Source organism: Halomonas saccharevitans (genome assembly GCF_900116405.1).
GTDB classification, from domain to species: domain Bacteria; phylum Pseudomonadota; class Gammaproteobacteria; order Pseudomonadales; family Halomonadaceae; genus Halomonas; species Halomonas saccharevitans.
Window position 1 is genome coordinate 160399 of the sequence record NZ_FPAQ01000002.1, and the last position, 20951, is coordinate 181349.

General features: G+C 67.9%; 16 protein-coding genes. 5 read left to right on the plus strand and 11 right to left on the minus strand.

The window, feature by feature from the left end; translation table 11 throughout:
• Window positions 1-229 precede the first annotated feature (229 nt).
• Window positions 230-2035, plus strand: a complete 1806-nt coding sequence (locus BM388_RS01890; RefSeq protein WP_089846601.1) for a methyl-accepting chemotaxis protein — start codon at window positions 230-232, stop codon at window positions 2033-2035.
• Window positions 2036-2129: 94 nt separating this feature from the next.
• On the opposite strand, the gene BM388_RS01895 is transcribed toward BM388_RS01890, so the two are convergent.
• From BM388_RS01895 to BM388_RS01930, 8 genes are all read right to left on the minus strand, one after another.
• Window positions 2130-3431, minus strand: a complete 1302-nt coding sequence (locus BM388_RS01895) for a branched-chain amino acid ABC transporter permease (protein ID WP_089846603.1) — start codon at window positions 3429-3431, stop codon at window positions 2130-2132.
• The gene (locus BM388_RS01900) at window positions 3431-4435 is read right to left on the minus strand and encodes a branched-chain amino acid ABC transporter permease (protein ID WP_089846605.1); all 1005 of its coding nucleotides are present in this window, start codon (window positions 4433-4435) and stop codon (window positions 3431-3433) included. The genes BM388_RS01895 and BM388_RS01900 overlap by 1 nt, the downstream gene beginning before the upstream one ends.
• A gap of 28 nt (window positions 4436-4463) precedes the next feature.
• Entirely contained in the window at window positions 4464-5168 is a 705-nt protein-coding gene (locus BM388_RS01905) for an ABC transporter ATP-binding protein (RefSeq protein ID WP_089846607.1), read from the minus strand.
• An 83-nt stretch (window positions 5169-5251) separates the two neighbouring features.
• The gene (locus BM388_RS01910) at window positions 5252-6019 is read right to left on the minus strand and encodes an ABC transporter ATP-binding protein (RefSeq protein WP_089846609.1); all 768 of its coding nucleotides are present in this window, start codon (window positions 6017-6019) and stop codon (window positions 5252-5254) included.
• 66 nt (window positions 6020-6085) lie between these two features.
• Complete coding sequence (locus BM388_RS01915) at window positions 6086-7531, minus strand: sodium-dependent transporter (protein ID WP_089846611.1); 1446 nt, start codon at window positions 7529-7531, stop codon at window positions 6086-6088.
• 129 nt (window positions 7532-7660) lie between these two features.
• Entirely contained in the window at window positions 7661-7999 is a 339-nt protein-coding gene (locus tag BM388_RS01920; protein ID WP_089846613.1) for a hypothetical protein, read from the minus strand.
• A gap of 125 nt (window positions 8000-8124) precedes the next feature.
• Window positions 8125-9951 (minus strand): translational GTPase TypA, encoded by a 1827-nt coding sequence (gene typA, locus BM388_RS01925; RefSeq protein ID WP_089846615.1) that lies wholly within the window; start codon window positions 9949-9951, stop codon window positions 8125-8127.
• Between the two features lie 139 nt (window positions 9952-10090).
• Window positions 10091-10630 carry a hypothetical protein gene (locus BM388_RS01930; protein WP_089846617.1) on the minus strand — a complete coding sequence of 180 codons (540 nt, stop codon included), beginning with the start codon at window positions 10628-10630 and terminating at the stop codon, window positions 10091-10093.
• A gap of 586 nt (window positions 10631-11216) precedes the next feature.
• Here BM388_RS01930 and glnA point away from each other — a divergent pair.
• On the plus strand, window positions 11217-12623 hold the full coding sequence (gene glnA, locus BM388_RS01935; RefSeq protein WP_089846619.1) for a glutamate--ammonia ligase: 1407 nt from the start codon (window positions 11217-11219) through the stop codon (window positions 12621-12623).
• 127 nt (window positions 12624-12750) lie between these two features.
• Here glnA and BM388_RS01940 read toward each other — a convergent pair whose 3' ends face one another.
• Complete coding sequence (locus tag BM388_RS01940; protein ID WP_089846621.1) at window positions 12751-13464, minus strand: ZIP family metal transporter; 714 nt, start codon at window positions 13462-13464, stop codon at window positions 12751-12753.
• 149 nt (window positions 13465-13613) lie between these two features.
• Between BM388_RS01940 and BM388_RS01945 the strand changes: the two genes are divergently transcribed.
• From BM388_RS01945 to glnG, 3 genes are all read left to right on the plus strand, one after another.
• Window positions 13614-14192 (plus strand): DUF4124 domain-containing protein, encoded by a 579-nt coding sequence (locus BM388_RS01945; protein ID WP_089846623.1) that lies wholly within the window; start codon window positions 13614-13616, stop codon window positions 14190-14192.
• A gap of 597 nt (window positions 14193-14789) precedes the next feature.
• On the plus strand, window positions 14790-15836 hold the full coding sequence (gene glnL, locus BM388_RS01950; RefSeq protein ID WP_089846624.1) for a nitrogen regulation protein NR(II): 1047 nt from the start codon (window positions 14790-14792) through the stop codon (window positions 15834-15836).
• Complete coding sequence (gene glnG / locus BM388_RS01955; protein ID WP_089846626.1) at window positions 15829-17241, plus strand: nitrogen regulation protein NR(I); 1413 nt, start codon at window positions 15829-15831, stop codon at window positions 17239-17241. Before glnL ends, glnG begins: the two co-directional genes overlap by 8 nt.
• A 311-nt stretch (window positions 17242-17552) precedes the next feature.
• Here glnG and BM388_RS01960 read toward each other — a convergent pair whose 3' ends face one another.
• Both BM388_RS01960 and BM388_RS01965 read right to left on the minus strand, forming a co-directional pair.
• Entirely contained in the window at window positions 17553-19367 is a 1815-nt protein-coding gene (locus BM388_RS01960) for an aminopeptidase P family protein (protein WP_089846628.1), read from the minus strand.
• 1 nt (window position 19368) lies between these two features.
• A complete protein-coding gene (locus BM388_RS01965; RefSeq protein ID WP_089846631.1) occupies window positions 19369-20949 on the minus strand; it encodes a peptide MFS transporter in 1581 nt (526 codons plus the stop codon).
• Window positions 20950-20951 lie beyond the last annotated feature (2 nt).

Consider the following 20951-nt stretch of genomic DNA (forward strand, 5'->3'; position numbering starts at 1 on the left):
ATATTTAGCAACAAAGCTTGATCTACATCATTCGGCGGCACCGCCCAATCCCGACAATGGGACGATGTGAGGCACCGCCTCGCCAGGCCAGCGGCCAGAGCCCCCCATAACATCCATGCTTGCCGTCGGCCCGATCCTCGCCCCCGCGGCACGCCGAGGGTCGGGGCCCGCCGTCACCTCGTGGCGCTGGCGAGCTTTCGCCACTTCTGTTTCCCTGGGAGACCCAATAATGAACAATGCTTCCTCCGCCGCGCCCCCCCGGTTTCGCCTGCTGCGGTTCGTCACCGACAGCCTGCAGGTGAAGATCCTGCTGCTGGTCCTCATGCCGCTGATTCTCTCCTCCTCCTGCCTGCTGCTGCTCGAAGGGTATGGCGGCATTCAGGCCAATCAGCAACAGGTCGAGCAGCAGCGTGAGCTGCTGCTCGAGGCGCGCCAGCGCGGCGTGCGGGGCCACGTCGAGCTCGCCACGTCCATGGTGGAACGAATCGCCGCCACGGTGCCCGACACCGACGAGGCGAAACGACGCGCCATGGAGTTGCTCGATAGCCTGCGCTTCGAGGGCGACAACTACATCTTTGCCTTCGAGTCGGACGGCCACATGCTGGTGCAGCCGGCGGCGCCCGACACGGTGGGCACCAACATGTTCGGGGCCACCGACGCCAACGGCATTCACATGATCCGCGACATGGCCCAGCTGGCCGCGCTGGGCGGCGGTTCCTATCGGTACGAGTGGCCGGACCCCGAGACCGGCGAGCCCGAGCCCAAACACTCCTATGTCGCCTCCGTCGAGCCCTGGGGCTGGGTGATCGGGGCCGGCGTCTATGTCAGTGATATCGAGGCGGCCATGGCGGGTATCGAGGCGGCGGCCGAGGAGTCGCTCATCGCTTCTCTGGTCCGGCTCTGGAGCCTGGGCACCGTGGCCAACCTGATCATCGCGGCTTTCGCGATGTGGCTGGCGCGCCGCACGGTTCACCAGGTGCGCTACACGGCCTCGACCATCAAGGAGGTCGCCAGCGAGGTGGCGGCCGGCCGGGGGGATCTGACCCGGCGCCTGACCGTTCGCAGCCGCGACGAGATCGGCGAGCTGGGCGAGCAGTTCAACGCCTTCCTCGAGCGCATGCAGTCGATGCTGCGCGACGTGCGCCACGGCGCCAACGCGGTCTCCTGGGCGGCCAACGATATCGCCCAGGGCAGCGAGGAGCTGGCGGCACGCACCGACCAGGCCGCGGACAGCCTGCAGCAGACCTCCTCGGCCATGGAGGAGATCACCTCCACGGTGGAGAACAACGCCAGCCACACCGAGCAGGCCGACCAGCTGGTCACCGCCACCTCCGGTGTCGCCCAGCAGGGCCAGGCGGCCATGCAGGGCGTCGAGAAGACGATGGGCGACATCAACCGCTCGTCGTCGCAGATCGGCGATATCGTCTCGATGATCGACTCCATCGCCTTCCAGACCAATATCCTGGCGCTCAACGCCTCGGTCGAGGCGGCGCGTGCCGGCGAGCACGGTCGCGGCTTCGCCGTGGTGGCTCAGGAGGTGCGCAAGCTCGCCCAGCGCTCGGCGGAGGCGGCCAGCGAGATCAAGGGCCTGATCGAGTCGTCGGTGACGCTCTCCCAGGACGGCACCAAGATCGTGCAGCGGGCCGGCGAGACCATGCGTGAGATCTTCGACCGCGTGGGGCAGGTGACGGCCGTGATCTCCGAGATCAACGCCGGGTCGCGAGAGCAGAGCGCCGGCATCGCGGAGGTCAACACGGCCGTCAATCAGCTCGATACCATGACCCAGCAGAATGCCACCATGGTCGAGCAGAGCTCCGACACGGCCGCCCAGATGCGCCGCCAGGCCGAGCAGCTCAGCGGCCTGATCAGCGGCTTCGTGCTGGGCGATGAGCGCGAGGAGAGCGCCCTTCATGCCAGCCACCATGCGAGCCAGGCGTCGTCCACCGCCTCGGCGACGCCGGCGTCCGACGAGGCCTCGCCCCGGGCGCGTTTGTCGAAGGCCGAGGAGCGTGAGCCCGAGTGGGAGGCCTTCTAGCGGCAGCCGGCCCGCTCGTCACCTGACGAACGGGCCGGTCAGCCAACAAGAGAGATGCCATCGGCCCGGGACCGCGTCCCGGGCCGATGACGTGTCAGGCCACGTGCCTGACCTTCTCCGGCAGCAGCCCCTTGGGCGCGAAGCGCAGCACCAGGGTGATCAGCAGCCCGATCACGAACACCCGCGCCTGCAGCGCTCGGCTGTCCATGTTGGTGGGCGCCTCCCAGCCGAAGGTGCCCTCGCCGAAGGCGACGACCAGCTCCATCACAAACAGCGCCAGCGGCTCGGACATGATCCAGATGAGATAGACCGCTACGGCGCCGAAGATGGTGCCCAGGTTATTGCCGGGACCGCCCAGGATGACCATCACCAGGACCAGGAAGGTGTGGTTGAGCGGCAGGTAGCCCTGGGGATCGAACATGCTGTTGAAGCTGCCGAGCGCGGCGCCGCCGATGCCCATCAAGATGCAGCCCAGCACGAAGATCTCCAGACGACGCCGGTTGATGTCCTTGCCCATGGCGGCGGCAGAGAGCTCGTTGTCGCGAATGGCGCGGATCATCCGCCCCCAGGGGGCGTGATAGGCGCGACTCAGCAGGAAGAAGATCACCGCGATCATCACCGCGGTCACCGACAGGTACATCGCCCGGGCCAGGGTGAAGCCGACCTCGGCAGGGCCCGGCACCGGCCAGGGCAGTGGCGAGACGGTGGCGGTGCCGCGGGTCAGCCAGTCGGAGTTCTTGAGGAAGGCCTTGATGATCTCGGCGATGCCCAGGGTCGCGATTGCCAGGTAGTCGCTGCGCAGCCCCAGGCAGACCCGGCCGATGAAGAAGCCCACTGCGCCTGCCAGCGCGCCGCCGACGATCCAGCCCACGCCGACCGGCAGCCCCAGGCCGCCGATGAAACCGGCCTGGGACTCGATCTGATCGGTCACGTCGCGCAGGGCGTTGATCACCACCAGGTAGAGCACGACCCCGAGCACCACGGCGATGACGGTGCGCAGCCGCTTCGGCACGCCGAGCCGGTCGAGCCGGGTGGCGCCGAGCACGACGAGGATGGCGGCCAGCATGGCGAGCAGCACCAGGCCAAGCTCGCCGGGCAGCTCGCTGCCCCAGAACGCCTCGTTGACCGGGATGCTGAAGAACATGGCGCTGAAGCCGCCCAGGGCCACGAAGCCCATCACCCCGGCATTGAACTGTCCGGCATAGCCCCACTGGATGGTCAGGCCGAGGGCCAGGATGGCGTAGCAGGAGGCCTCCACCAGCATGCGGGTGCTGTAGGCACTGCCCATCGCGGCGTAGACGCCGAGCACGGCCGCCAGCAGGGCGAGGAAGAGCAGTATTTCCCGCAGCGGCAGGCGGCTGGGGGTGGCGACGATATCGGTGCGTCTGGTTTCCATCAGATCACCTTGCCCTTGAAGATGCCGGTGGGGCGCCACACCAGGATGACGACCAGGATGAAGAAGGGCACCACGATCTTGTACTCGGTGCCGACGAAGGCGAGATTGCCGGCCTGGGTCAGCCACTCCGGCAGGCTGTCCCGGAAGGGCCTGAGCAGCACGCTCCAGTTGAACACCGCCAGGGTCTCGGCGAAGCCCACCACGAAGCCACCGGCCACCGCCCCGAAGGGATGACCCACGCCGCCGACGATGGCGGCGGCGAAGATCGGCAGCAGCAGGAAGAAGCTGAGATCGGGCTTGAAGGTGACGTCCAGCGACAGCAGGGTGCCGGCGATGGCGGCGAGCCCGCCGGCGATCACCCAGGTCACGGCGACGATGGTGTTGGTGTTGATGCCCGAGGCCTGGGCCAGGTCGGGGTTGTCGGACATGGCGCGCATCGCCTTGCCGAGCCGCGAGCGGGTCAGGAAGAGGTGCAGGCCCACCACGGTGACCAGGGTGATCCCGAAGAGCCAGAGCTGCGGCTCGGTGATCACCACCGGCACCCGCACGCCCTCGAAGGGCAGGGCGAGGCGGAATATCTCCTTGCGATCATCGACGTAGAGGCTCTGGCCGCCGGTGCCCGAGAACAGCCGGATCAGGCCCTGTAGCATCAGCGTCACCCCCAGCGAGCCGATCACCAGCACGATGGGCTTGACGCCGTGGGCGCGCAGCGGCTTGTAGAAGGCGCGGTCGATGCCCACCGCGAGCAGCGCCGTGAGCGCCATGGCCACCGGCAGCAGCACCAGCGCGGCGGGCACGCCGAAGGCCGCCCCGGCCCCCGGGAAGGCGCTGGCCAGCAGCAGCACCATGAAGGCGCCGAAGGTCATCATGTCGCCATGAGCGAAGTGGGCGAAGCGCATGATGCTGAAGATCAGCGTCACGCCCACCGCGCCGATGGCGTAGATCGAGCCGGTCACGCTGCCGGCGATCACCACGTTGTTGATGAAGAAGACGAGTTCGTTCACGAAGGATTCTCCAGGTCGGGCGCCGGGACTAGCCGCCGAGGAAGCTCTTGGCGACGTCCGGGTCGGCCAGCAGGGCGGCCCCGGTATCGGTGAAGCGATTCTGGCCGGCGGCCAGCACGAAGCCCTTGTCGGCGATGCCGAGCGCCTGCTTGGCGTTCTGCTCGACCATCAGGATGCCCACGCCGGCCGAGTTGACCCGCTTCACCTGCTCGAAGATCTCGTTCATGTAGAGCGGCGAGAGGCCGGCGGTGGGCTCGTCGAGCAGCAGCAGGCTGGGTTCGGCCATCAGCGCCCGGCCCATGGCCACCATCTGGCGCTGACCGCCGGAGAGCTCGCCGGCCGGCTGGTGGCGCTTCTCATGGAGCGGCGGGAAGAACTCAAAGACCTGGGCCAGCATGCGCTTGACGTTGCCCGGCTTGAGGAAGGCGCCCATCTCCAGGTTCTCCTTCACCGTGAGGCTCGGGAAGACGTTGTTCTCCTGGGGCACGAAGCCCATCCCCTTCTGCACCAGCTTGTTGGGGGGCAGGTTGTGGATCGGCTCGCCGCGCAGCAGGATCTCGCCCTGGCTGACGTGGAGCAGCCCGAACACGGCCTTGAGCATGGTGGACTTGCCGGCCCCGTTGGGACCGACGATCACGCCGATCTGGTCGGACTCGATGGCCATGTCCACCCCGTTGAGGATGTTCATGCCGCCGTAGCCGCCGTGCACGTTGCGTGCGTCGAGTAATGGCATGGTCAGTCGTTCTCTGCGTTCGTTATCGTTATTGGCGGCGTCCCGTGGGACGCCGGACCCCCGAGGAGGCATCGGCACACCGCTCAGCTGGCCGCGCCAAAGTACGCCTCGATGACCTCGGGGTTGTTCTGGATCTCCGCGATGCTGCCCTCGACCATCACGCTGCCCTGGGCCAGCACGATCACCGGGTCGCAGAGCCGGGCGATCATGTCCATGTCGTGTTCGATGACCAGGAAGGTGTAGCCCAGCTCGCGATTGAGCCGCTCGATGTTGGTGACGAGATCGCCGAGCAGGGTGCGGTTGACGCCGGCGGCGATCTCGTCGAGCAGCACCACCCGGGCGTCGGTCATCATGGTGCGGCCGAGCTCGAGGAGCTTCTTCTGGCCGCCGGAGAGGTTGCCAGCGAGCTCGTTGCGCACGTGGTGCAGGCCGATGAAGTCGATCACCTCCAGCGCCCGGCGGCGCACCTCGGTCTCCTCGCTTCGCACCAGGCCCGGCGTGAACCAGGCGGCGAACAGGTTCTCGCCGGACTGGGCCGGCGGCACCATCATCAGGTTCTCCAGCGCCGTCATGTGGGAGAACTCGTGGGCGATCTGGAAGGTGCGCAGCAGACCCCGGTGGAAGAGCGCGTTGGCCGGCTGGTTGGTGATGTCGTCGCCGTCGAGCAGGACCCGGCCGCTGTCCAGCGGCAGGGCCCCGGCGATGATGTTGAACAGCGTCGACTTGCCGGCCCCGTTGGGCCCGATCAGGCCGGTGATCGAGCCTTTCTCCACCTGGATCGAGCAGTCGTTGATGACCTTTAGGCCCCCGAAGGCCTTGTTGACGTGCTGTACATCGATGATGGCGGCCATTGCGGATCCCGTGGGTTGTTGTTCTGGTGATGCGCTTCGGACGCTGCCGTTATCACGCTCCTGCGCTTACTGTTGCTGGCTGTCGTCGGCGAGGAAGGTGCGACCCGCGGCGAAGGCACCGACGATCACCACGGCGCCGATGGCCGGGATCAGGTAGCCCTCCACCTGGGGAATGCTGCGCAGGAAGACGAAGGCCACCGCCGCCGGCGCCACGAAACGCACCAAAAAACGCCAGAGGCGGAACCAGCGCTCGTTGGTGTGCATCTCCTTCATCACCTCGGAGTGGGTCAGCGCCCAGCCGGCGAACAGCGCGATCATCAGGCCGCCCAGCGGCATGAAGATGTTGGTCAGCATCTCGATCAGGCCGAAGGCGCTGCGCCCGAACAGGGTGTGAAAGAGCGTGCCCTCGGCCCACAGGTTGAAGCTGACCACGGTGAGCAGGCCCAGCGCCCAGCTGGCGATCACCATCATGATCACGGCCTGGGGGCGGGTCAGGTCGAAGCGCTCGACCAAAAAGGCCGCCACGGGCTCGATCAGCGAGATCGACGAGCTGATCGCCGCGCCCAGCACCAGCAGGAAGAATACGCCGCCGACCAGGGCGCCGCCCGGCATCTCGGCGAAGGCCAGCGGCAGGGTGACGAACATCAGGCCGGGGCCCTCGCCGGGGTTCAGGCCGGAGCCGAAGACCAGCGAGAAGATCGCCAGGCCCGCCACCATGGCCACCGCGGTGTCGACCACGGCGATCGCGAAGGCGGTGCGGGTCAGCGATGACTCGCCCGGCATGTAGGCGCCGTAGGCCATGATGGCGCCCATGCCGAGGCTCAGCGTGAAGAACGACTGCCCCATCGCCTCGAGCCAGCCCTCGAGGCTCAAGTCGGCCAGGTTGAAGGTGAACAGGAAGCTCGCTGCGGCGCCGATGTCGCCGACCACGGCGCCATAGCCCAGCACCACCAGCAGGATCACGAACAGCGAGGGCATCAGCAGGCGCAGGCCGCTCTCGATGCCCTTGTGGATGCCCAGGCCCACGATCAGCGCCGAGGCGGCGATAAACAGGGTGTGATAGAGGGTCAGCAGCATCGGCGAGGCGAGCAGCGCATCGAAGCTCTGGCCGGCCCCGGCGGCGTCGATATCGGCCATCCCCCCGGTCAGCATCAGCCCGGTGTAGTGGATCGCCCAGCCGGCGATCACCGAGTAGAAGCTCAGGATCAGGAAGGCGGAGGCGGCCCCCAGCCAGCCGATCGACTCCCAGGCGCGGGAGGTCTGGTGGGTGCGGGTGAGAAAGCGCATGCCCATGATCGGACTGCGTCGGCTGTTGCGGCCGAGCATGATCTCGGCGATCAGGATGGGGATGCCCACGGCGAAGATGGTCAGGGCGTAGACCAGGATGAAGGCGCCGCCGCCGTTTTCGCCGGTCAGGTAGGGGAAGCGCCAGAGGTTGCCGAGCCCGACGGCCGAGCCGACGGCGGCCAGCAGGAAGGTGCCCTTGTGGGTCCAGACGTTATGCGTGCTCATGGGAATCCAGGATTGCCTTGGTGGGCCTTGTGAGCCTGTGCCGCCAACTTTGCGGCACGAGGGCCTGTCTGGCTAGTAGGCCAGCGTTTAGGAGGCGTTGGCGGTGCCCGGTGGTCACCGCCGTCGGGATCAGTCTTGGGGATCTTCCGGCTCTTCCGACTCGTCCGATCCCTCGGGGTGACGAGGTTCGAGGGCGCGGAAGGCGTCGGGCAGGCGCACCGTGTCGCCGAGCGTGAGGTCGCCGGCGGCCTGCTGGCGTCGACCGTTGTCGTCGGCGATCAGGGCCACCACCTCGCCGATGCTGGTGCTTTCGACCCGGGCCGCGACCTTCACCCTGACGGTGAATCCACGGTAGCTGGCCGACAGGATGCTGCCGCGCTGGGGCTGGCGGTAGTCGTCGGGATGGTTGGCATAGTAACGCAGGACGCCCCGCTCGCCGGGATCGTCCCACTCCACGTGCTTGTGCATGTCGGCACTCCTTGGGTGGGTGATTCAGCCTCCAGCATAGCCGCCGCCGGGACGCGGGGCCGTTTGCAGCGGCCACAAACGACAGAGCCCGCCGGATGGGCGGGCTCTGGCGGTGGCGGGCCGGCTTACTTCTTGCTGGCGCGCTTGCGTTCGTTCTCGGTCAGGTGCTTCTTGCGCAGGCGGATGTGGCTGGGGGTGACTTCCACCAGCTCATCGGAATCCAGGAATTCGATGGCCTGCTCGAGGGTGAAGTTGATCGGCGGGGTCAGCACGATGTTCTCGTCGTTGCCCGTGGAACGCATGTTGTCGAGCTTCTTGCCCTTGGTGGGGTTGACCACCATGTCGTTGGCACGGTTGTTGATACCGATCAGCATGCCCTCGTAGACCTCGGTGGCATGGTCGATGATCAGCTTGCCGCGATCCTGCAGGGCGTAGAGCGCGTAGGCCAGCGCCTTGCCGGGGACCATGGAGACCAGCACGCCGTTGCGCCGCTCGATGGAGGCGTCGGGCTTGAGCGGGCCGTAGTGATCGAAGCGGCTGGTGAGGATGCCGGTACCGGAGGTCAGGGTCAGGAACTGGCCACGGAAGCCGATCAGCCCGCGGGCGGGGATGATGAAGTCCAGACGCACGCGGCCCTTGCCGTCCGGGTTCATGTTGACCAGCTCACCCTTGCGGTAGCCGAGCTCCTCCATGACGGAGCCCTGGTGCTGCTCCTCGCAGTCGATGATCACTTCCTCGTAGGGCTCCTGCTGCTCCCCGTCGATCTCGCGAATGATCACCTCGGGACGGCCCACGGCCAGCTCGAAGCCCTCGCGGCGCATGCTCTCGATCAGCACCGAGAGGTGCAGCTCGCCGCGACCGGAGACGATGAACTTCTCCGGGCTGTCGCCCTGCTCGACGCGCAGCGCCACGTTGTGGATCAGCTCCTGGTCGAGGCGATCCCTGATGTTGCGGCTGGTGACGAACTTGCCTTCCTTGCCGGCGAAGGGCGAGTCGTTGACCTGGAAGGTCATGGAGACGGTCGGCTCATCGACGGTCAGTGCCGGCAGCGCCTCGACGACGGCCGGGTCGCAGAGGGTGTCGGAGATCGCCAGGTTGTCGATGCCGGTGACGCAGATGATGTCGCCGGCGGTGGCCTCGTCGGTCTGCACCCGCTCCAGGCCCAAGTGGGTCATGACCTGGCCGATCTTGCCCTTGCGCTCCTTGCCTTCCTTGCTGATCACGGTGATCTGCTGGTTCGGCTTGACCGAGCCGCGGGTGATGCGGCCCAGGCCAATGACGCCGACGTAGCTGGAGTAGTCCAGCGCCGAGATCTGCATCTGGAAGGGGCCGTCGAGCTCGACCTTGGGCGGCTCGACGATGTCGACGATGGACTGGAACATCGGCGTCATGTCCTCGGCCAGCTGCTCCGGCTCCGGCCCGGCGATGCCGTTCAGGGCCGAGCAGTAGATGATCGGGAAGTCGAGCTGGTCGTCGCTGGCGCCGAGGTTGTCGAACAGGTCGAAGATCTGGTCGATGACGTAGTCGGGACGCGCGCCGGGGCGGTCGATCTTGTTGACCACGACGATCGGCTTCAAGCCCTGGTCGAAGGCCTTCTGGGTCACGAAGCGAGTCTGCGGCATGGGGCCGTCGACGGCGTCGACCAGCAGCAGCACGGAGTCGACCATCGACATCACGCGCTCGACCTCGCCGCCGAAGTCGGCGTGTCCGGGGGTGTCGACGATGTTGATGTGGTAGTCCTGGCCGTCGGGGGCCTGCCAGCGGATCGCCGTGTTCTTGGCCAGGATCGTGATGCCACGCTCCTTCTCCTGGTCATTGGAGTCCATGATGCGCTCCTGCCCCTCGGCCTTGCGGTCGAGAGTGCCGGACTGGCTGAGCAGTTTGTCGACCAGGGTGGTCTTGCCGTGGTCGACGTGAGCGATGATGGCGATGTTGCGAAGATTCTCGATCACGACGGGATCCTGCTGACAAAATTGGGGGCGCATTATAGGGGCAGGGCGACGACGGCTACCAGCTTTGTCGCCGTGAATCTTCCGTCACGACCATATATCAGTGGTTTGGGAGCCACTGAAAAGAGGGTGAAAGGGCGATTCAGGCCTCGACGGCGGTGACGCGTGCCTGGCAGGCATGCAGGCGGGCGATCAGGTCGGGCAGGGCCTCGGTGTCCAGCGACGGGTCGCAGCCGCCGATGCGCTCGAACCAGGCGCGGGAGACGCAGAGAGTGTCGGCGAGGGGCTGGTGGCGCAGGCGCTGCCAGAGCAGCATCAGCCGATTGGGACGCAGGGCGGTCAGGACCACGGCGTCCTGGGCATGACGTTCGATGTCGGCCAGGGTATCGACCAGCCAGCCGGGGGAGATGAGCGGCCCCGGGGCCGGGAACAGCAGCACCTGCCCCTGGCTGTGGGCGACCGCCGTGTTGAGGCGGTCGCCAAGCGGGGTGCCCTCGGTGGTCACGAGGCGCACCTCGTGGCGACTGGCCATGCGTATCAGGCGCTGATCGCCGGTATCGTCGGCCAGCAGTAGCTCGAGCCGCAGGTCGCGGCGCTGTCTCAGGGGCCTCAGCGCCGCCAGGCGGCGCGGCAGGCCTGCACCCGAGGCGCGGGCATCGAGGAGGATGCTGCAGACGATCATGCTCGCGTCGGCTCCCTTGGTTGGGCGCGGGTCGCTTGGGATGGCACTCACCCCAGAATCCGCGCTGCCTCTCCGGAGCCCGCGCCACACCGGTCGGCGCCGCCATGTAAACGAGTGTAGTTTTTGGTGTTAACACGTATCAATGCGCATCGGACTGATATTTCTGTGTTGCGAAGATGACCTTCCGACCGCAGCAGGGATGAGGGAGGCCATCGCATGGCGTCGGGGCACGGAGGGCCGAAGCGCGGTTCGCGAGACATTCTGGTGCGAGGGACGTTTTTTGTGCACTTTTGTGGTGCGTAAAGGCGGGTGATGCGGTGCGCGGAAAAAATGAATGGCGATTCTGGTGCATGAGTCGGCCAGGAGTGAGTGGAGAAAAACCTTTTTAATCAGTGGCTTGTGATGTTTTTGTCGTTCGGTGGTGCAAAGCTGGCACGCGGCCTGCATTCTTATCGGCAAGGTTATCTTGCGGCAGGTTGGCCGTGGGCATCGGCCCGGCGGCATGCTACAACATCGTCGGAACCCACCTGCGGCAATGCCCTGACACCGCTCAAGCTTTTCAGCTCAGCTCACTGTGGAGGACTCCATGTCCGATAAGACACTCGCCCTGATTGAAGAACACGACGTGAAGTGGATCGACCTGCGCTTTACCGATACGCGTGGCAAGGAACAGCACGTGACCATCCCGGCGCGCGACGTCGACGAGGAGTTTTTCGAGAACGGTCAGATGTTCGACGGCTCCTCCATCTCCGGCTGGAAGGGCATCAACGAATCCGACATGATCCTGCGCCCCGAAGACGGCTCCGGCTTCCTCGACCCCTTCACCGAAGACGCCACCCTGGTGCTGCGCTGCGACATCATCGAGCCGGCCACCATGCAGGGCTACGAGCGCGATCCGCGCTCCATCGCCAAGCGCGCCGAGGCCTTCCTGCAGTCCTCCGGCCTGGGCGACACCGCCTTCTTCGGTCCGGAGCCCGAGTTCTTCATCTTCGACGAGGTGCACTGGAAGTCCGATATCGAGGGCTCCATGTACAAGATCTCCTCCGAAGAGGGTGCCTGGTCCACCGACCGCTCGGTGGAGGGCGGTAACCTGGCCCACCGTCCGCGGGTCAAGGGTGGCTACTTCCCGGTGCCGCCGGTGGACAGCTTCCACGACATTCGCGGCGCCATGTGCAACACCCTGGAGGCCATCGGCCAGACGGTCGAGGTGCATCACCACGAGGTGGCCAACGCCGGCCAGAACGAGATCGGCGTGAAGTTCAACACCCTGGTCAAGAAGGCCGACGAGGTCCAGGAAATGAAGTACGTGATCCACAACGTGGCTCACGCTTACGGCAAGACCGCGACCTTCATGCCCAAGCCGCTGGTCGGCGACAACGGCAGCGGCATGCACGTGCACCAGTCGTTCTGGAAGGATGGCACCAACCAGTTCGCCGGCGACGAGTACGCGGGTCTCTCCGAGATGGCGCTCTACTACATCGGCGGTGTCATCAAGCACGCTCGTGCCCTGAACGCCTTCACCAACGCCTCCACCAACTCCTACAAGCGTCTGGTGCCGGGCTTCGAGGCGCCGGTGATGCTGGCTTACAGCGCCCGCAACCGCTCCGCCTCCATCCGTATTCCCTACACCGCGAGCCCCAAGGGCAAGCGTGTCGAGCTGCGCTTCCCCGACCCGACCGCCAATCCCTACCTGTGCTTCGCGGCGATGCTGATGGCCGGTATCGACGGCATCCGCAACAAGATCCATCCCGGCGATGCCATGGACAAGAACCTCTACGACCTGCCGCCGGAAGAGGGCAAGTCGATTCCGACCGTGGCCGAGAGCCTTGACCAGGCCCTCGCGGCGCTGGACGCCGATCGCAGCTTCCTCACCGAGGGTGGCGTCTTCACCGACGACATGATCGATGCCTACATCGAGCTGCTCGAAGAAGACGTGGAGCGTATCCGCATGACCACGCACCCGATCGAGTTCGACATGTACTACAGCTGCTGAGCCCGCGGCGCCTGGCGCCGCGTCCAGCATCGCAAGAGGCACGCCCCTGGGCGTGCCTCTTTTCTTGTGCGTGGCGGATAAAGAGGGCGACGTGAAGGGGCCTCGTGAAGGGGCCTGGCGGCGGCCGCTAGATCAGCAGCATATGGCCGACAAGGCCCAGCGCGAAGCCCAGTACCGCGCCCAGGGGCGGTCCCCAGTGGTAGTCGAGCTTGGCCTGGGGCGCGAGGTCCTGGAACACCGAATAGAGGATGCCGCCGGCGGCGAACAGCATGATCATCGCCACCGCCGTGGGATACGGTGCCAGCCACAGGAAGCCGCTCAACCCGGCCAGCGGCCCCAGCCAGGCCATGGCGAAGAACATCGCGATCAGCCGGCGGCTCGAGTAGGGGGTGGTGCTGCGCAGTTCGTGGTAGGCGTTGAAGCCTTCGGGCAGGTTCTGCAGCGCCATCAGGCCGGCGAGCAGCAGGCTGCCGCTGCTGCCGTGGGCGAAGGCCGCCCCCAGGGCCAGGGCCTCGGGCACGAAGTCCGCGAGCATGGCCGCCAGCTGACTGGCCGAGGTGCCGCTGCGGTGCAGGGCGATGTCCAGGGCCATGAACGCCAGCCCGCCGGCCACGAAGCAGCCTGCGGCGGTGGCGATGTCGAGAACCGGCAGGCTGTCCGGCACCAGCACCAGCGCCACCGCCGAGAGCAGGGCGCCGCCGCCGAAGGCGATGATGCCGTGGCGCAGCTCGTTTTCGAGCCAGTCGATCGGGATGCACTCCACCCGCGCCAGCCAGGCACCCATCGGCATCGCCATGCCGGCCATCAGCGTGAGCACGATCACCGTCTGCCAGGCGTCCATGCGTCGTCTCCTTCTTCCATCACGGCATGACGTCTTCACCGGAGCGGATCGGTCGGCCCGGGGAGCGCCATCCGCGTTCCTTGGGCGGTCGCTTCTGCGCTAGTCTGTCATCATAAAGGGAAATTCATCGATCACGCAGGAATCGGCGCATGAACAAGGCACTGGCAGTGGTGGCGCTGGGGCTGTCGTTGAGCCTGGCGGCTCACGCCCAGACCATCTACCGCACCACCGACGCCCAGGGCAATACGGTGTTCACCGACAATCCCGAGGGCGGCGGCGAGGAGGTGACGCTCGACTCGCTCACCGTGGTGCCGAGTCCCGGCGAGGCGACGAGCATGGCGCCGGTGGCCCAGGGCGGACGGGACGAGCCCGACACGGCAGCGCCGGGGCAGCCGTTCATGCCCTACGATCGCTTCGGCATCCTCTCGCCCGACCAGGAAGAGACCCTGCCCACCGGCGCGGCGGGTAACGTTCAGGTGAACCTGGGCATCCAGCCGGCGCTGCGCGAGGACCACCGGGTGCGCCTGCTGGTGGATGGGCGCGTCAGCCAGTCGGCCATGCACACCGATACCTTCCTGCTCAACAACCTCGCGCGCGGTGAGCACGTGCTGCAGGCCGAGCTGCTGGACGGTGGTGGGGCGGTGCGCCATCGCAGCTCGCCGGTGACCCTCTACGTGCAGCGGGCCAGCGTCAACCTGCCCAGCAACCCCAATAACCCGAGCGGTTAGCTCGCCCCTCGCCGGACACATCGGCCGCCGTGTCCGGACGGCACCTACCGGCCCTGTCGCGAGCCCCCGCCCCGCGACGAGGGCCGCTTCGATGCCTTCGAGCACGCCGACCGGGTGAAGGAGGGACGCGCCTTCGAGCACCTCGACCGGCTGCGTGACGGGCGAAGGGACAATCCCGCCTTTCACCCTCCCCATTATCCGCCGATTCATGGCCCCAAGCCCCATTACCCGCCGTACCGGCATCCCTTGCCCCACTATCCGCCGTCCCCGCATCACCGGCGCGATCCCTCGACGCGCGAGCGCTTCTCGATCGATCGGCGTTTGCACCGCCCGCTCTCGCCCCACGACGTGCCCTGATCGATCGGCCCGCCCGGGCGCGAGACACGATGGCATCCCTGGGATTCACCTAAACAGTGGCACGTAAACGGGCGTTCGATGGCCTGATGCACTAAAGTGGTGCGCCAAGATGGGGCGGTCCTGCCCCGGAAAGGCGCCGCCAGCCGTCTCATGAGGTGGCGCGCTTCTTGCAGGTCTTCTCCCATGCAGGCTCACGGCGCTTCTCCGGAAGGCGCTAACCGGATCGGGCAGGACGGCTTCATGTATCGACGCTTGATGGAACATCTCACCACCGCGGTGCTGCTGCTCGATGGCGAGCTGCGCCTGCGCTGGATGAACCCGGCCGCGGAGGCGCTGCTGGCGATCAGCTTGAGCCGCCTCAAGGGCCAGCCCCTGCCATCCCTGATTGATGGGGAGGAGGATATCGGCGGGCTGCTGGCCAAGGCCCGAGACGAATTCCATCCCTTCACCCAGCGCGAGGCGCGCCTGACGCTGACCACCGGCGAGGTCCTGACCGTCGACTACACGGTGTCGCCGCTCGGCGCCGACGAGTTGCTGCTCGAGGTGGAGCCCCGCGACCGGCTCTTGAGGATCTCCCGCGAGGAGGCGCTGCAGACCCGCCAGGAGACCATCAAGGTGCTGGCCCGCGGTCTGGCCCACGAGGTCAAGAATCCCCTGGGCGGGATCCGCGGGGCGGCCCAGCTGCTGGAGCGGGATCTCGCCGATCCCGGCCTCAAGGAGTTCACCCGCATCATCATTGAGGAGGTCGATCGGCTGCGCGACCTCGTCGATTCGATGCTGGGGCCCAACCGGATGGTGCGTCATGAGCCGCTCAACATTCATAAGGTGCTCGAGCGGGTCCGCGCGCTGCTGATCGTCGAACACCCGGCCGTGTGGATCGAGCGCGACTACGATCCCAGTCTGCCGGAGCTCTCCGGCGACGAGGCACAGATGATCCAAGCCCTGCTCAATGTGGCGCGCAACGCCGTGGAGGCGATGACCGAGGCCGGTACCGCCTCGCCGCGGCTCAGGCTGCGGACCCGTGCCCGCCGCCAGTTCACCCTGGGCGCCGAACGCCATCGCCTGGTCTGCGAGGTGGCGATCATCGACAACGGCCCGGGGATCCCCGACTCGCTGCGCGAGACGCTCTTCTACCCCATGGTCTCCGGTCGCGCCGAGGGCAGCGGCCTGGGACTCTCGATCGCCCAGTCGATCCTGCATCAGCACCAGGGGCTGATCGAGTGCGATTCGGTCCCCGGCCACACCCAATTCCGACTGCTGATTCCGCTGGAGAAGCGCCATGACTGATGTCGCCCGCGTCGTGGTCGTCGACGACGACCGCGCCATTCGCTGGGTGCTGGAGCGCGCCCTGGCCCAGCCCGATCTCGAGGTGGAGACCCTTGATCGTGCCGATCACGCCCTCGAGCGCCTGCTCGAGGACCCGCCCGAGGTGCTGGTCACCGATATCCGCATGCCGGGGCTCGACGGCCTGGACCTGATGGCCCGGGTGCGCGAGGCCCACCCGGAGCTGCCGGTGATCGTGATGACCGCCCACTCCGACCTCGACAGCGCCGTGGCCTCCTATCAGGGCGGCGCCTTCGAGTACCTGCCCAAACCCTTCGACGTCGACGAGGCGCTGGCCCTGGTGCGCCGGGCGGTGGCCCATGCTCGCGAGCGCAAGCGCCCGGTCAGCGTGCCCGAGGGGCTGGATGCCGAGATCATCGGCGAGGCGCCGGCCATGCAGGAGGTGTTTCGCGCCATCGGTCGGCTGTCGCACTCGCACATCACGGTGCTGATCAACGGCGAGTCGGGCACCGGCAAGGAGCGCGTCGCCCGTGCCCTGCACCAGCACAGCCCACGAGCCGGCAAGCCCTTCATCGCCCTGAACATGGCGGCGATTCCCAGGGACCTGATCGAGTCGGAGCTGTTCGGCCACGAGAAGGGCGCCTTCACCGGCGCCACGGCCCAGCGCCAGGGGCGCTTCGAGCAGGCCAACGGCGGCACCCTGTTCCTCGACGAGATCGGCGACATGCCGGCCGAGACCCAGACCCGCCTGCTGCGGGTGCTGGCCGACGGCGAGTTCTATCGGGTAGGCGGCCACACCTCGGTGAAGGTGGATGTGCGCATCATCGCCGCCACCCACCAGAACCTCGAGACCCTGGTGGAGGACGGGCGCTTCCGAGAGGATCTGTTCCATCGCCTCAACGTGATTCGCGTGCACCTGCCCACCCTGTCCCAGCGCCGCGAGGACATTCCGCGGCTGGCGCGCCACTTCCTCTCCGAGGCGGCCAAGGAGCTCGCCACCGACATCAAGGTGCTCACCCCCGAGGCCGAGGCCCATATCACCCGGCTGCCCTGGCCGGGCAACGTCCGCCAGCTCGAGAACACCTGCCGCTGGCTGACCGTGATGGCCTCCGGCCGCGAGGTGCTGGTCGAGGACCTGCCGCCGGAGCTGCGCGAGCCCGGCGCCACCGAGGGCAGCGTCGGCGACTGGCGCACCGCCTTCCGCGACTGGGCCGACCGCGCGCTGAGCGACGGCCATACCCACCTGCTCGAGGAGGCGGTGCCGGACTTCGAGCGCATCCTGATCGAGACCGCCCTCAAGCATACCGGCGGTCGCAAGGGCGAGGCCGCCGAGCTCTTGGGCTGGGGGCGCAACACCTTGACCCGCAAGCTCAAGACCCTGCTGCCGGCGCTGGCCGAAGGAGAATGAGGAAGCGGTGCCGCTTCCCAGAGCTCACGAGCGCCTCCTGATCGAGACCGCGCTCAAGCACGGCGGCGGGCGCTCCCCACACGATCGGCGAGGCCGCGGAACTACTGGGCTGGGGGCGCAATGCCCTCTTTCTTGAAGGGCCGGCAAGCTCAATATCTTGCTGCTGGTGCCGGCGGAGGATTAAGGCACGAAGCCGCCGATGCTGGCGGAGGACGTGCGGCTAGGAGCGAGAGAACAGCCTGCATCAAAAAGGGGCGCCGGCATGCCGGCGCCCCTTTTGTCGAGCCTCGCCCCGCGGGAGCGGTGCGCGATCAGCCGCGCGCGAGCGGCCGGGTGCGCGCCTCGAGCCAGGCCAGGGCGTCGCCCTCGAGCCTGGGCGCGAGGCGTTCACGCACTTCGGCGTGGTAGGCGTCGAGCCAGTCGGCCTCGGCGGCCTCGAGCAGTGCGACGTCGATGGGCCGGGTGTCGATGGGGCACAGCGTCAGCGTCTCGAAGCGCAGGAAGTCGCCAAAGTCGCTCTCCCCGGCGGGGCGGTTGGCGACCAGGTTCTCGATTCGGATGCCCCACTCGCCCGGGCGATACACGCCCGGCTCGATGGAGGTGATCATGCCCGGCTGCATGGCGGTGTGCGCCGCCGCCGGCGCCGACCAGGCGATCACCTGGGGCCCCTCGTGCACGTTCAGGAAGTAGCCCACGCCGTGGCCAGTGCCGTGGCCGTAGTCGCGGCCGCTGACCCACAGCGGCGCCCGGGCGATGGCGTCCAGGTGCGGCGAGGGGATGCCCCGCGGGAAGTGCGCCCGGGACAAGGCGATGGTGCCCTTGAGCACCCGAGTGTAGTCCTCGCGCTGAAGATCGGAGATCTCGCCCACCGGTACCACCCGGGTGATGTCGGTGGTGCCGCCGTGGTACTGGCCGCCGGAGTCGATCAGCAGCAGGCCGTTGCCCGCGATGGTGGCGTGGGCCGCCGGGGTGGCGTGGTAGTGCGGCAGGGCGCCGTTGGCGTTGAAGGCGGCGATGGTGGAGAAGCTGCGGCTGACGAAGCCGGGGCGCCGGGCGCGGGCGGCGGTCAGCTTCTCGTCCACGGTCAGCTCGGTGACCGTCTCGCCGCGCTCGATGGCCGCCTCCAGCCAGGCGAAGAACTCGCACAGCGCGGCGCCGTCTTCCGCCATGGCCTCGCGCACGTGGGCGAGATCGGCGTCGCTCTTGCGGCTCTTGGCCAGGGTGCTGGGCTGGCTGGCTTCCACCAGGGTCACGCCCGCCGGCAGCGCCTGGCGAGTGCCCAGGGTCAGTTTGGCCGGGTCGAGCAGCACGCGGGCCTCACCGGGCAGCGCATTGAGGCGAGGCTGCCAGTCGGCGTAGTCCGCCACCGCGATGCCGTCGGCGGCCAGCGCCGCGGTCAGCTCCTCATTCAGCTTGCCCGGGGCGACGAACAGGGTGGCCGTCTCGGTGCCCACCAGCAGGTGGGCCAGGAACACCGGGTTGAACGCGACGTCGTCGCCGCGCAGCTGGGTCAGCCAGGCGATGTCGTCCAGGGTCGAGATGGGGTGCCAGTCGGCGCCGTGCTCGGCCATGGACGCGCGCACCCGGGCCAGGCGCTCGGCGCGGCTCTCGTCGAGGTAGGCCGCCGGATGGGCATAGAGCGGCGCCTCGGGCAGTGCCGGGCGCTCGGGCCAGACGGCGTCGAGCAGGTCCCGATCGCCGCGCAGGCGGATGCCCTTGGGCGCGAGCGCCTCCTCGAGCCGCCGCGCGTTGGCGAGCGACACCACGTCGGCGTCGAAGCCCAGGGTCGCGCCCTCGTCGAGGCGCTCGGCCAGCCAGCGCATGGGTGCCTCGGCCTGGCCGGGCTGGAGCTTCATCAGCGCGATGCCGCTGCCCGCCAGCTGCTCCTCGGCCTGCACCCAGTAGCGGCTGTCGACCCAGACGCCGGCGGCGTCCTGGGTGATCACCAGGGTGCCCACCGAGCCGTCGAAGCCGGAGAGCCAGGCGCGGCCGGCCCAGTGCTCTGGCAGGTACTCGGAGTTGTGGGGGTCGGAAGAGGGCAGCCACCAGGCGTCGATGGCGTTCTCGCGCATGGCGTCGCGCAGGGCGGCGAGACGGTCCGCGGGGTTCGAGGGGGCGTGGCTCATGTCAGGCTCCGGTGGTGGAAGAAGAGGGAGAGGAGGCAATGGCATCGCGCTGGCTGCCCTTGAGCATGCGGCCGATCAGCGGCGTCAGCAGCGCCAGCACCAGGGCACAGAGTACCAGTGCCACCGCCGAGCGGCCGAACAGCGCCGGCAGCTCGGCGAGCTTGTCGGCGCTGACGTTGCCGCCGATCAGGCCGGCCACCAGGTTGCCCAGCGCCAGCGAGGTGAACCACAGGCCCATCAGCTGCCCACGGATGCGCTGCGGTGCCAGGGTGCTCATGGTGGAGAGGCCCACCGGGCTCAGGCACATCTCGCCGAGGGTCAGAAGCAGCAGGCTTCCGGTGATCCACAGCGGCGAGACCAGGCCGTCGCCGCTGATCACCTGGCGCGCGGCGAGCATCATCAGGCCGAAGCCGGCGGCGGCGAACAGCAGGCCCATCACGAACTTGGTGGCGCTACTCGGCTCCAGGCCGCGGCGGCCCAGCAGCGGCCACAGCCAGCCGAACAGCGGGCCGAGCAGGATGATGAAGACGGCGTTGAGCGACTGGAACCAGACCGTGGGGACCTCCCAGCCGCCGAACAGCGCGCGGTCGGTGTAGTCGTTGGCGAAGAGGTTGTAGGAGGTGGGCTGCTGCTCGAAGGAGGCCCAGAAGAAGGCCGAGGCGACGATCAGCAGGAAGGCCACCACCACCCGGGCGCGCTCGCGGGCGTCGAGGCCGGCGAAGGCCATCAGGTAGACGAAGAAGCCCAGGGCGCAGACGATGATCACGCTGGTCATGGCCTCGGCGATCGCCACCGGCTCCAGCTGGATCATTCCGACGGCCGCGAGGCTCACCAGGGCGGCGGCGAGGATCGACAGTCCCGAGACCGCCAGGCCCACGCCGCGGCGCCGTACGGCCGGGGCGTCCCAGCTGGAGTCGCGGCCCTGCTGGCGGTCGGCGCGGCGCATGGCGGGAATCGCCCAGAGGCGGAAGATCAGCAGCGCGGCCAGCATGCCCAGCCCGCCGATGCCGAAGCCCCAGTGCCAGCCGCCGCTCTCGATCAGCAGCCCGGTCATCAGCGGGGCCAGCAGGGCGCCCAGGTTGATGCCCATGTAGAAGATCGCGAAGCCGCCGTCGCGGCGCGCATCGCCCTCGTCGTAGAGGCTACCCACCATCACGGTGATGCAGGTCTTGAACAGCCCCGAGCCCAGCACGATCAGCAGCAGGCCGACGAAGAAGGCGGTGGCGCCCCACAGCGCCGAGAGGGCGATGGCCAGGTGGCCCAGGGCGATCAGGATCGAGCCGTACCAGACGGCGCGGCGCTGGCCGAGCCAGTTGTCGGCCAGCCAGCCGCCGGGCAGGGCCGAGAGATAGATAGCGCCGGCGTAGATGCCGACGATGGCCGCGGCGTCCTCGCGGCTGAAGCCCAGGCCGCCCTCGGCGAGGCCGGCGGCCATGAACAGCACCAGCAGCGGGCGAATGCCGTAGTAGGAGAAGCGCTCCCACATCTCGGTGAAGAACAGCGACCCCAGCGGGCGGGGGTGGCCGAAGAAGCCGTGATCCCGTCGGGACGTCGCGTCGGGGGCATCGGAGGTTGAGGACATGG

Bases quoted from the DNA above. Each gene is read 5' to 3' on its own strand.
- glnL (WP_089846624.1), top strand. From the start codon at position 14,790: ATGTATCGACGCTTGATGGAACATCTCACCACCGCGGTGCTGCTGCTC.
- glnG (WP_089846626.1), top strand. From the start codon at position 15,829: ATGACTGATGTCGCCCGCGTCGTGGTCGTCGACGACGACCGCGCCATT.
- BM388_RS01960 (WP_089846628.1), bottom strand. From the start codon at position 19,367: ATGAGCCACGCCCCCTCGAACCCCGCGGACCGTCTCGCCGCCCTGCGC.
- glnA (WP_089846619.1), top strand. From the start codon at position 11,217: ATGTCCGATAAGACACTCGCCCTGATTGAAGAACACGACGTGAAGTGG.
- BM388_RS01920 (WP_089846613.1), bottom strand. From the start codon at position 7,999: ATGCACAAGCACGTGGAGTGGGACGATCCCGGCGAGCGGGGCGTCCTG.
- BM388_RS01930 (WP_089846617.1), bottom strand. From the start codon at position 10,630: ATGATCGTCTGCAGCATCCTCCTCGATGCCCGCGCCTCGGGTGCAGGC.
- BM388_RS01965 (WP_089846631.1), bottom strand. From the start codon at position 20,949: ATGTCCTCAACCTCCGATGCCCCCGACGCGACGTCCCGACGGGATCAC.
- BM388_RS01910 (WP_089846609.1), bottom strand. From the start codon at position 6,019: ATGGCCGCCATCATCGATGTACAGCACGTCAACAAGGCCTTCGGGGGC.
- BM388_RS01895 (WP_089846603.1), bottom strand. From the start codon at position 3,431: ATGGAAACCAGACGCACCGATATCGTCGCCACCCCCAGCCGCCTGCCG.
- BM388_RS01905 (WP_089846607.1), bottom strand. From the start codon at position 5,168: ATGCCATTACTCGACGCACGCAACGTGCACGGCGGCTACGGCGGCATG.
- BM388_RS01945 (WP_089846623.1), top strand. From the start codon at position 13,614: ATGAACAAGGCACTGGCAGTGGTGGCGCTGGGGCTGTCGTTGAGCCTG.
- BM388_RS01890 (WP_089846601.1), top strand. From the start codon at position 230: ATGAACAATGCTTCCTCCGCCGCGCCCCCCCGGTTTCGCCTGCTGCGG.
- BM388_RS01940 (WP_089846621.1), bottom strand. From the start codon at position 13,464: ATGGACGCCTGGCAGACGGTGATCGTGCTCACGCTGATGGCCGGCATG.
- BM388_RS01915 (WP_089846611.1), bottom strand. From the start codon at position 7,531: ATGAGCACGCATAACGTCTGGACCCACAAGGGCACCTTCCTGCTGGCC.